An 11123-nucleotide genomic window follows, 5' to 3' on the forward strand; every position below is an offset into this window, starting at 1 on the left:
CGAACGGATTGTGTCCGATCGAGAGACGCGCAAAGCTCGAAACGTATAAAGCGTAGAGACTATCGACTTGCGGTGTATTACTACAGAATGTTTTACCGACTTATTTGGGGTTATCGCCGATCAGGAATCTGATCGAGGCAAACAGCGATAACAGGCAGCGCAGGACTGAAATAAAGTCCATAAGACCAGGCCAACCCAAGCCAGTTTGCCTGACGACAATAGAGTTGTGGAACCACCTGATCCCTTGCCGAACTCAGAAGTGAAACGCAACATCGCCGATGGTAGTGTGGGGATTCCCCATGTGAGAGTAGGTCATCGTCAGGCTTTCATTCCAAAAGCCCTGATCGCAAACGCGGTCAGGGCTTTTTTCATTGGACTCTTTTTTGTACCCAGCCCTACGGGCAGCTTCGTGCGTTTATTTACTCCCCGCAAACCAACCCTTACAGCCAGCCGAAATTCTCGAAAGAAGTGGCAAGGGCTACCGCCCAAGACTCACAAAAATATCCGTCCCGCTGTTGCGGGAACTTTTGATCGAAAAGTCTCCGCTGAATAACTCCACCCGATCACGCATGCTGCGGAGCCCAAAGCCGTCTCGCTCTGCGGCACAGGCTTTATCCACATCAAAACCAACACCGTTGTCTGCGATACACAGAGTGACACGCTGGTCCGTGCAGGTGAGTCGGATATCGATAATGCTCGCTTTGCTGTGCTTCTGCGCATTAGTCAACGCTTCCTGCGCAAGTCGGAAAAGCAGGGTTTCCATATCTGGTGGAAGCCGGTTTTCCAATCCGGAAATTCGTAGTGCTACCTGGATTTCCGTCTGATCCTCAATAAGCTGGCAAAGCCATTCGAGCGCGTGGGCCAAACCCAGGTCATCCAGCACAGCTGGACGTAACAATCGCGCAAGCTGGCGGGCTTCACTCAATGCAATTTCGGTAATTTCCAGGACTTCGGTTTTTTCGGGAGAGGCTTCCATAGTCGCGAGCCGAAGTTTTAAAGCCGTCAGTGTCTGCCCGATGCCGTCGTGAAGCTCGCGTGCGAGCCGTTTGCGCTCCTCTTCCTGCACAGACCAGACACTGCGGGCCAAAGCGCGAAAGCGCTGCTCCCCATCAATCAGCTTGCGTGTTAATTTGTCCTGCTCGATGGACAGGCGTTGCAGCCGGTCCATTACTTCAAGCTTATCCATCGAGTGATCTCCATGCTTCTGGAATCCAGGGAAGTTTTAAAAACTCTTTGAGCTGTTCCTGTTCGATTGTGCGGAGAAACCAGTGAGGAAGCTCTGAGCAAGACTCGGAATTACACTCTCGCGCACTCTGCCGGATCGCGAACCAGGATTCACCCGGAATCGTTTCAGGTTCCAGCCCCTGAGCCCAGCGCCAGATCTGGTTTGCAGGATCTATGGCATCCCGCTCGAGCTGCAGGCTGTTTACGAGATACTGTCGCCAACTAGATTCCCAAGCAGGTAATGGTTGACTGAGCAGCTCCCTGATGACCGGTTCACTTTCTGCCGCGCGCCCATTTTCAAGGAGCCACTCCGCTTTAATAAGTTGTTGACGGGCGAGTTGGTCAGGAGTTGCGCTACCTGTTAACAGATCAAATTTAAGCTCGCCGCCATAGCGCAGAGTCAGCTCTGCGCGTAGCAAAGTGATTTCGTGTTCGGCTCGGGAATCCTGGAGTTCCGACGCCAACGAGCTTGCTCTTACAAGCTCCGCTTCGGCCTTGGCCGGCTGGCCTCGCCATAGACTTAGTTGTGCGAGGTGAATTGATATTGCAAGTTTTGCCTGCTGGTCTCCAATTCTTTCCGCTTCACGTCGGCTCTGAAGCCATGCTCTGGTAGCCTGAGGCCAGCTGCCTTCCCGGGTATCCAGGCTGGCAAGGTATTGGCCGACATAAAGCATGCCTCGACGATCGCCGATATTCTGGTGCCCCAACAGAGACTGCTGAAAGTAGACCCTCGCACTTTCGTTGTCACCGGCCAACATGGCGATATAGCCTACATTAGCCTGACTTTCCGCAATCAGGCCCGGATCGTCCAGTTCACGGCGCAGCCCCAGCGCCTTCATATATTCCTGTTTTGCTGCGCTGTAGTTGCCGGATTCTTCGAGCAACACACCTTTATCGTTGTGAATACTGGCTTGAAGTCTTGGCGCATTCTCCAAGGCGAGTAAAGAAAGTGCGTCGTCAAGGTGCTGTTGTGCTTTATCCGGTGAGCCTGCGATGGCATTGAGGTAGGAAATATTTGCCAGCAGTCCTGCCTGCCCGATCTTATCCCCAAGTGACCGTCTCTTATCCAGCGCCTCCTGATAATACTTATCGGCGTGCCCGAGTTCACCTAGCCGTTCCTGGGCAACGCCAATCGCTGCGAGGGTGTCGGCCTCAAGTTTTAACTGTCGCTGGCTGCGAGAAAGCACAAGTGCACGGGAAAGTGGGTCTTCGATTGCCTTTTGTGCCGCGCCACTTTGAATCAGCTGGCGCCCGAGTAAGTACCAGCCTCGCGCATCTGTGGGACTGTTGGCGAGCCAGTTCCGTAAATAGTCAATGCTCGCTTCCAAACCCTTTTGGTCCGCTAGAAGATCCGAGTGTAAGTGTGCTAAACGACTGTTGAAAGGTAACCGCTCACTAAGAATTTCCAGAGAGCTAAGCGCTTTTTTACTGTTACCCGCGAGCCTCTGTCGCTCAAACTGGATTTGTAAGGCAAGTGTTGAACTCGGGTTGTCGAGCAAGCTGTGAGCTTCATCAATGGCTTTTCTCGCCTCTCGGATATCACCGAGTCCATCGTTTGCCCTGAAGTGCAGGTACGAGCTCAAAGCGTGGGGCCACGCCTGTGTTAGACGCTGTGAGCGGTTCGCGGCGAGTTCAAATTCTCCCATGTCGAGGTGGCGTCGTACCTGTACTACCTCGGCACGAAACTGGTCTGGAATGGCGATGGCCTCGGGCGCGCGCTGGTCCAATTGCGCAAGTAGTCTGCTTCCTGCCAGGTCGAGCGCGGAGAGCACATTCTCTGGCTCGATCATCTGATGTATGGAGTGCGCCTTTTTTTGCCCGGGTGGACCGTAGCTGAGGGTGAGGCTCCACTGATCCCCTATAGGTCTGATTTCAGATGTCACCACCCACATGGCGCCAAAGGCCTGTAATAACTCTTCCTGCTGACTTGTTGAGAGCGGGATTGGCCAGCTGACCTGGTTGATGTAGTTTAAAACCGGTTGCTGATCTGCCAGCCGCACATTCGGGGAAACCGCTAGTTGACTGTGTAATTGTTCCGCCGCCGTGCGGGAAAGCCAGGCTGGTACCGGTGGTGTGTATTCCGCGGGCAACACCAGCAATGTGGGCGAAGTGTGTTTACCTGTATCCGACGGTGCAGGTTGATACTTCCAGAGTGACAACCCCAAAATCACGACCAGCGGAAGTGCCCAGGCCCAGCGATAATTGCGGGGCGCCTGCGCAATGCGCAAGCGAGCGATACGGGCGCTTGTGGGGCGCCGGCTGGGACGTTTACTGAGCAGTTGGAGGATAAATTGACTGAGTCGTCTGGGTACCTCTTTGCACCTTTCACAAGGTGCCAGTGGGCGGACGTTTAACCGGGCGATCATCCGAGCGCAACTGTCTTCACCTTCAAACGGAAGAAATCCGGTAGCGGACTCGTACAGAATTACCCCGAGGCTGTAGAGATCACTGCGGCCATCGAGGGCTTTTCCCTGAATTTGTTCCGGAGATGCATAATCTGGCGTGCCGGACGGGGCATCGGCTTTTTCACCCAGAGCGCGAGCGACGCCAAAGTCGGTGATAAAAGCCTCCCCTTCCGGGTTGATCAAAATGTTTTCTGGCTTCAGATCGAGGTGTACGACATTGTTCTGGTGCGCTTGATCCAGCGCGTCCAGCAGGCAGTGTGCGAGTGAGACTACGACCTGAGGTTTAAGTCGCTTTTCACGGTCGAGCTTGGTTGCCAGGCTTTCGCCAGGAATATAGTCCATGGTGTAAAAGTAACCATGCTCGGACTCGAAAATATCGTGCAGGCGAACCACATTCGGGTGGCTGATTTTGCGCGCAAGCAAAACTTCTCTGCGCAAGCTTACTCCTGCTTGCCGATCAAGAAGTTTTAAAGCCACTTCAATCCCAAGTTGCTCATCCGTTGCCAGATATACCGAGCCGTAACCTCCACGGCCGATCAGGCGCTGGATGACAAAGCGATTTGCAAGACGCTCTCCGCTTTGTAGGGGATGGAAAAGATTGCTTATTGTTTTTGTTGTATCAGGATCTGTTTCCACGAGTGGAAAAACCTCATTACCAGGCTGAAAGACTGGGGAAATGCGTTTCAGCAGTGCTCCGGTTCAGTTGATCAAGATCCGCTTTAAGCAATGTTGCCGCAATTGCCATGGATGCATTGTCTGCCATGGCCTCGAGAATACTTAAATCAAGCTCAGTAATCCCTTTTCCCATTAACAGGCTATCCGTATAGAGGACGCCAAGTTGTCTATCGTCCATCGACAGGGGCAGGCAGGCAAGGGCTCGAATGGCATTGAGCTGGATACTTGGTTGGCTGGAAAGAAACTGATGGTCAAGACTGTCGGAGGTTACCAGCGGGCGGCCGGAGCTGAGCACTTCGCCCACCGCACTGCGCGACCCGGCAAAATCAGCGCGTTGGAAAACTTCGGGTGTTACGCCATGCATTGCACTGACCGATAGATTACCGGTGGTGCTTTTAAGCAGAATAAAGGCGCGATCGGTGCCGGCCAGTTGGATGACACCTTCCAGTACTCGGGCGAGCATCTGCTCCAGGTCACCGCTGTTGGACAGTTGCTTGCCGATTTCCTCACAGTGCTGCCAACGCTTATCTGCCTGGCCTTCGAGGTGATCCAGCTGGTGTCTTCCCAGGAGTTGGAAACGCGCCTGAATCTCACCGATTGATAGCCAGCAGTCATCGGTTAAATTGGCGAAACTGACGTTCGCACCGTGAATTCTTGTGCCATTTTTAGATCCCAGATCACGGAGCGTCCAGACATTGTTCACCTGTTTCAGCTCTGCGTGACTCCTGGACACGGAGGGATTATCTATATGTAAATCACTGTCTGTACTGCGGCCCAGTCTGTAAGTCCTGTTATCCTCCAGGCAAATTTCTTTCACCGGACGGCGAGGATAGTAAATACTGAACTGAGCCGGCACAGAATTACCCTTGCGAAAGACTGAAGCGCAGGGTTGCGCTCGCGCCGAGCAAATCACCAGCGGTATTGGTCAGCGGCGAGGTGGCATGCCAGACATTGCTGATTAATGAGCCCGCGAGGCTATCGATCAGGCCAATCACCACGTCCAATGTCGTGATTGCCAGCAGAGTATTGCCCTGTTCCCAGAACAGTCGGGAAAGGTTCAGCTGGTCCAGCAGTCGGTTTGTGGTTAGCCAGCCCAGTTTACTGGAGCTGATAGCGTCGCTTAGCCTCTGGTATTTCAGTGCAATTACGTCTTTGGGGTCTCTGTTGTCCCGGACCACCATCCACTCGGAGAAATTTCCCGTTCTGAGGCGGGCGCGATAGGAGCCTTCGCTGTGCTCAGCGGTCAGATCCTGAAAGGTCTCACCCTCGTGTGATTTGAACACTCGATAATTATTGTCAAAGTGGATATCACGGGTATAAACCATTACATCTGCCGCCCCGCGGAATGAAAGTTCTTCACTGGCAGGTGGCTCGATAACAATCATGACCGGGAAATCCGCAAGTGGCTCGACGCCCTCCGGTAACCTGGCGACGACATTCGGGTCGCTCAGGGAAAAGGTGTAGGAGTCCACACCTGCACTCGTTGCATCCAGATTTTTTACTGAGTCAAAACTGAGGGTGAGTTCAACGGATTTACTTCCTTCGGAGATGGTGAATTGCGCACTGTTATCCGAAATTTCCGTTTCGGTAATGGCTGCCAGAGATGGCAGGCTCAAGGTACATCCGAGAATATATGTAAGTAAGCGCGACATGATGTGCTACCCCGGAATCGTTATTGAAAATATTGTGTTCATTTTGATCACTTTTACATCTAACTACATCCGCAAATAAAAATAAAGGCGGTTTGAGAAGTGTGTCATGGAATTTTGTCAATAGTGCGACATTGATTCCCATCACTGAAAGCGCTCTATATTGGACTGGTGTCGAAGCACCACAGAAAAATCCGCCACTCACTTCCGTTGAAATTTTAAGCGCTGCCTGTAGCGTAATAGCCGCGCCATTCAGGTTATATATCCCAAACTTATCCCCAGCTCTGTCCAGTGTTTCTGTGAGTAACCGAGTTGTGCATAACTGGAAAAACTCTTAGGAAATCAACTTGTCCGATCACCGCGGTGAGCGCTATCTGCGGGGGTGAGGCTCGTGAATCGCAGCAGCAGGGCGGGCTGTGAATAGCGCGAAGGACCGGTGTGTTAAAAATGAATGCTCCAGCCCACAGATGCGGATTCAACCTGATACTCACCGCGAAGGTCCTCACTGCCGATTTCAGGGAACAACTCCCATTCCGCGCGAATGGTCCATCGGTCCCGCAGTTGATAACTGACACCGGCTCCGTACCCCCAGTGAAACCCGCTACTGGTTTCCGTAAACACACCTTCCACTGGAATGGCAACTGGCTGTACGGAGCCGTCTTCAAACTGGAACACGGCCACTGCTTCACCGCGCTGAAGCGAGCGCAGCTCGTTAAACCAGAAGCCCCCACCCAACTTACCAAATACGCTGAACCCCGAGCGGCCCACTGGCAGGTGGCCGACCAAAAAGGCGTTGCCCATACGGTTGGTTATACGGTCTTTGACCGCTAGGTAGGTAAACTGCGGATTATGGACCACGAAGTTCGATGTCGAGGTCGCTGTCTGCCTGAGATCGGCCTCAACCGCGAAATGGGGGCTCCAGCGCCAACCAGCGTAGAGTTTGGCTCCTTCACCGGTGTCACTGCAGTCTGAAAGTGCTGCGACCTGGTTGGTGCTATTGAGCAGGCCAACAAAGTCACGTGTGTCACGACAGGTATCGTCAAGAGCTGTCGCCTGTAGCGCGAGGCCACCGTAGCGATGGGAATAGAAATCGGCACTGGCAAGGCTGCTGCCGAGCAGTGCGAGGGGTACCACAAGCAGAAGGAGGGGCCTGGCCATGGCGATACCTGCTCTGGAGTCGGATGAAACGTATCTGGCGGGCCGGTCCGTAAATCCGTGGCACGGCCCTATAAGCTGAGGTGCAGCCCATACATCACATCATATTTTGAGGTGCGCGCGCAATTCCGCCAACTTCTTGGCATTTTCAGCCTTCGACAGCGGCTTAGACGTCTGGTGTTCCAGCCGGACCTGCTGCGGCGCGGGCAGGCTCTCCCCGGCCATCAGGCGCTCGCAAATCTTTTTATAGTGACTGGCGAACACGGGGTAGGCGGAAGACTCCGGGTTGTTCGCCAAGAAAAACCAGTCGGCGGCACGGCCTGCGTGGTAGACCGCGGGATGGCTCCACTTATGATTGGCCTTTGGGCTCGGAGCATTACAGGCTTCGCGGTACGCGGCGCGAGGATCGGGCAGGCCGTTTTCACCCTCGGCGCAAAACTGCAACATCTTGTGAACCGTTGGCAAGTACTCGGACTGTTTGATGGCGCGCTTGGCTCCGGCAACCATTTCTTCGGGCGAAAAGCCGGCAAGGGACTCCAGCCAAAGACGCTTGGCGTGATTCAGTGTCTGCACATCCTGAAAGGCGGAATTGAACTGGTTGTGGTAACTCAGTTTCAGCAGCCCGAAGACTTCGTTTAACGCGCGTTTACGCGCTTCCAGCTCAGGGTTACCAGTTTGTGTCTGTGACGATGTCCCAGACTGATGTGTCTCTTGTGCGTTGGTTACCTGAGTGCCCGGATTCTTGTGGCTTGCCATGTTGTTGTCCTATCGCGAACTTGTTGCGCTCGGCCCACTTGTGCCGCGCATGGCGCACAAATACCGCATCCCAGCTTTTGCGGGCGGTATTCTGGCTGCGCCAGTAGAGAATGAATTCCGGAACCAGCGAAAGGGCAAAGTCCCGATCAATTTCACACTGATTCAGTAGGTGCCCGAGGCAGTCGCTGGAGGGTTGCCAGTTACGGGAAATGGCTTTGGCCACCGGGTTTTTCTCAATACCCTGGCAGTAATAAGCCCATTCCGTGCGCGCATACTCGATAAACTGCTCGCCCCAGCGGGCGCTATGGCCGCCCCGTTCCAGCCATTTGTAAATAAACTCGGGCAATAATTCTGCAGCAAAGTTGGGGTTGATGGCTAATCGGCGCAGCTGCTCCCAGGTATTCTCGCTGGGCTGCCAGTCTCGGGTCATGGGTTCCGGTTTGCGCTTTTCGATAAACGGGGTGTCCTGTTTTTCCCAGTCTTCGATCACCCAGTCGTTGAATTCAAGATCCCATGAAACTGACTGCTTGGCGCTGTTGCGGTGGTATTCCACAAATCGCTGCAGACAGCGCTGCACAAAAGTACTGGGTACTCCTTCATCGGAAAGTTTGCGCAGGGTTTCCTCTCCGGGGCGCCAGTGGTCAGGCAGCGGCTGTTTCCGGCCCTGGGTGGCACGGAAGGCTTCCCACTTGTTCTTGACCTGCTTGAGAAACAGGGAGCCGAAAGAATGTCGACTTTCACCACGGTCACGCCAGTAAGTGACAAACTCCGGCAGTTGCTCCCGCACAAAATGTTCCGGCACGCCCAGCTGCGCGATGCGTGCCATGGTCTCACCGTCCGGCTGCCAATTGGGGGAAATGGTATTGGCCGCGCGAGGTGTGGGGGCCGATACCGATGATGGCCGGTTAGCCGACTGTGCAGCGGGCAGTGAAAATTTGAGCATCGCACTGCTGCCGTAGGGCGCGGCACCCAGCAGAAGCGCACCCTGATTGCGCAAGCTGGTTGAGACCCGTTGAATGTCCGAGGGCTCCCAGAATGGCAGCAGCTGTTGCAGCTGAGCCCCATCCGCGGTGTACCAGTCGCGGCCGGGATGTGGTTCTACCGGTAGGAAGGGTAACAGGTCACCCAGTGCCGCAAGCAACACGGCCTCCTCTAGGCCGAGGGTGGCGGCCAGAGAGGGCGAAATAACGAGGGGACGTTCGGGGAGCAGGGGGTGATTCATGGGGGCGATGATACCACCCGGGAGGAGGGCATCGTGAGGGGGAATTGGCACAGTTGTTGTGTGTGAATAGCAGGAGCTACTGACTACCTGGTCTGAGCGGCTTGCGACGCTGCGGCATGAATGATGAGTCCTTTTAAGTCTGCTGGGCGGATATCCGGTAAGCGCAGCGGCGTGCCCCGTCGAGCAGGTACTCACAGCGTTCTACCCGCGCCTCGGGCAGGCATTGGCGGAAAATCTCGAGTTCCGAGCGGCAGAAATTGTGGCAATGCCGAGCTGCGGCGCAGATCGGGCAGTGGTTTTCCAGTAGCAGCCATATCCCGCGCTGCTCCTGCACCGCCTGGGCCATATATCCTTCCCGGTCGCGTAACTGAGCAAGCTTGCGCACGCGTGCCCCCAGGGTCGCACAGTTCCTCAGTGCATCCAGATACTCGGCTAGAGACTCCTGTTCCCGCCTGGCAATCAGAGTATCCAGGCCCTGTGGGCCAAAGACCTCGCGAACGCTCTCGATCAGCTTCACCGTAAGGTCACCGTGGCGGTCGGGAAAGCGCTGTTGCGCCTTCTCCGTCAGCGCCCAGTAACTCGCTGGGCGCCCGACTTTTTCCGCGCGGTCGAAGCGCTGAAGTAACCCCTGTTCCGCCAATTGGTGCAAATGTTGGCGGGCACCGACCGCGGTGATGCCGAGGTGATCAGCAATGGCACCGGCTGAGAGCGGACCGTGTGTTTTCAGCAGATAGAGGATCTGTTCACGGGAGTCGCTGGTGGCAACCGGGGCGCCTTGAGTGTGACGTGCCTTCATTGCGCTTCTACCTTTTCTGACCACTTGGCAGGGGCGTGCTCGAGGTGGGCAAACCATACTGCTCCGGCAATACACAGCAGCCCGCCGAGCATAAGTGTCCACTGGCTTCCCAGCAGGGCGACGCCACTGCCCAGCAGGGCGATCAGTGTACTGGTCAGACAGAAGTTCGCGGTAAGCAGGCCCATTACCCGTCCCTGGCCGAATTCAGCGAAGCGCTCCGACATAATCGCCGGAAAGATGCCATTCACCGTGGCGATACCGACACCGATGAGAGCGAACATGGCGTAGGCGCCAGCAACATCTGTCCAGGGCAGTAACAGCAGCAAAATACCGAGCCCTACAGCTCCCTTGAATACTGCAGGCTCAGCGCCCAATCGCCGCTTGATTGCCGGCACTGCCAACACGCTGGTGGCTATCATGACGCCGGTCACGATCACCGTGTTCCAGGCGATCTGGTGTGCTTGAAAGCCAAATTTTTCCACCAGCCAGAATGGATAGAATTCATAAAAAGCATTTACTCCAAGGGTAAACAGCAGATTAAACAGCGCCAGGGCGCACACTGCGGGCTCCCGCCATAGGGTGAGGGAATTCTGTGCGTGTACCAGCCGTATAAGACTGCCGCCGGAAGATACAGCGGGCTTATCGGCAGGCATCAAGAGCTGTGCGAGCAATGCGCAAGTGGTCGCCGCCAGGCCTCCAGCCCAGAACACAAAATCCGCGCCGCTCGCAGCGAGATAGCCGCCACCGAGTGGCCCGAGCAGCCACCCCGCGTAGGAACAGGCCATAGCCAGCGATAGTGCGCGAGTTCGCTCGATGGCGGGGTGCAGATCCGCCGCCATGGCTCGTGCGATGGCGATATTACCCTCGCAAAGCCCGGTGACAAAGCGGGCAACAGCAAACAGCAAGTAGTTCTCCCGGCTCAGCGCCAGCGCCGAAAACCCATACCCTGCTGCCGCCAGCAGCAACGTACATACCAGAGTGCGCCGGCGACCGAATTGATCGGATAGCGCGCCTACGACGCTGCTGCCCAGTAGCAGCCCCAATGGAAACAGGGCCAGTAAAATACCCAGTAGCAGTTTCGGGGGCAGCCCCATAAACCCTGTCAGTTCACTTGTCGGTCCTTCCAGGAACAGTGGCGCTAGCACTGGGTAGGGCAGTGCGATGCCGGCGGTGCCGATCAGGGTGACTAGCATTACCGCGAGCAGAGTCGTGTGGGGGCGGGCGATGGGCATGGGGTTTAA

The 11123-nt window shown here is 55.4% G+C and carries 9 protein-coding genes and 1 rRNA gene; 1 reads left to right on the forward strand and 9 read right to left on the reverse strand.

Annotated elements, in window-relative coordinates; translation table 11 throughout:
- The first annotated feature begins 208 nt into the window (after positions 1-208).
- A 5S ribosomal RNA gene (rrf, locus tag AU11_RS15865) occupies positions 209-324 on the forward strand.
- A 154-nt stretch (positions 325-478) separates the two neighbouring features.
- Here rrf and AU11_RS15870 read toward each other — a convergent pair.
- The 9 genes from AU11_RS15870 to AU11_RS15910 all read right to left on the reverse strand — a co-directional run bounded on the left by AU11_RS15870 (position 479) and on the right by AU11_RS15910 (position 11114).
- Positions 479-1186 carry a sensor histidine kinase gene (locus AU11_RS15870; RefSeq protein ID WP_043320640.1) on the reverse strand — a complete coding sequence of 236 codons (708 nt, stop codon included), beginning with the start codon at positions 1184-1186 and terminating at the stop codon, positions 479-481.
- Positions 1179-4265: a serine/threonine-protein kinase gene (locus tag AU11_RS15875; protein WP_156035397.1), complete on the reverse strand. Its 3087-nt coding sequence runs from the start codon at positions 4263-4265 to the stop codon at positions 1179-1181. Before AU11_RS15875 ends, AU11_RS15870 begins: the two co-directional genes overlap by 8 nt.
- A gap of 16 nt (positions 4266-4281) precedes the next feature.
- On the reverse strand, positions 4282-5217 hold the full coding sequence (locus tag AU11_RS15880) for an FHA domain-containing protein (protein WP_081848200.1): 936 nt from the start codon (positions 5215-5217) through the stop codon (positions 4282-4284).
- Positions 5165-5920 carry a DUF6689 family protein gene (locus tag AU11_RS15885; RefSeq protein ID WP_231492066.1) on the reverse strand — a complete coding sequence of 252 codons (756 nt, stop codon included), beginning with the start codon at positions 5918-5920 and terminating at the stop codon, positions 5165-5167. The genes AU11_RS15880 and AU11_RS15885 overlap by 53 nt, the downstream gene beginning before the upstream one ends.
- A gap of 474 nt (positions 5921-6394) precedes the next feature.
- Positions 6395-7111 (reverse strand): outer membrane beta-barrel protein, encoded by a 717-nt coding sequence (locus AU11_RS15890; protein ID WP_043320644.1) that lies wholly within the window; start codon positions 7109-7111, stop codon positions 6395-6397.
- Between the two features lie 99 nt (positions 7112-7210).
- A complete protein-coding gene (locus AU11_RS15895; protein ID WP_231492068.1) occupies positions 7211-7864 on the reverse strand; it encodes a replication protein P in 654 nt (217 codons plus the stop codon).
- Positions 7776-9086, reverse strand: a complete 1311-nt coding sequence (locus tag AU11_RS15900) for a DnaT-like ssDNA-binding domain-containing protein (RefSeq protein ID WP_043320645.1) — start codon at positions 9084-9086, stop codon at positions 7776-7778. Before AU11_RS15900 ends, AU11_RS15895 begins: the two co-directional genes overlap by 89 nt.
- A 133-nt stretch (positions 9087-9219) precedes the next feature.
- Positions 9220-9882: a metalloregulator ArsR/SmtB family transcription factor gene (locus tag AU11_RS15905; protein ID WP_051687373.1), complete on the reverse strand. Its 663-nt coding sequence runs from the start codon at positions 9880-9882 to the stop codon at positions 9220-9222.
- On the reverse strand, positions 9879-11114 hold the full coding sequence (locus tag AU11_RS15910) for an MFS transporter (RefSeq protein ID WP_051687374.1): 1236 nt from the start codon (positions 11112-11114) through the stop codon (positions 9879-9881). Before AU11_RS15910 ends, AU11_RS15905 begins: the two co-directional genes overlap by 4 nt.
- Between the last annotated feature and the right edge of the window lie 9 nt (positions 11115-11123).

Source organism: Microbulbifer sp. HZ11 (genome assembly GCF_000708675.1).
Taxonomy (GTDB): Bacteria; Pseudomonadota; Gammaproteobacteria; order Pseudomonadales; family Cellvibrionaceae; genus Microbulbifer.

Bases quoted from the DNA above. Each gene is read 5' to 3' on its own strand.
- AU11_RS15870 (WP_043320640.1), bottom strand. From the start codon at position 1,186: ATGGATAAGCTTGAAGTAATGGACCGGCTGCAACGCCTGTCCATCGAG.
- AU11_RS15890 (WP_043320644.1), bottom strand. From the start codon at position 7,111: ATGGCCAGGCCCCTCCTTCTGCTTGTGGTACCCCTCGCACTGCTCGGC.
- AU11_RS15895 (WP_231492068.1), bottom strand. From the start codon at position 7,864: ATGGCAAGCCACAAGAATCCGGGCACTCAGGTAACCAACGCACAAGAG.
- AU11_RS15900 (WP_043320645.1), bottom strand. From the start codon at position 9,086: ATGAATCACCCCCTGCTCCCCGAACGTCCCCTCGTTATTTCGCCCTCT.
- AU11_RS15905 (WP_051687373.1), bottom strand. From the start codon at position 9,882: ATGAAGGCACGTCACACTCAAGGCGCCCCGGTTGCCACCAGCGACTCC.
- AU11_RS15910 (WP_051687374.1), bottom strand. From the start codon at position 11,114: ATGCCCATCGCCCGCCCCCACACGACTCTGCTCGCGGTAATGCTAGTC.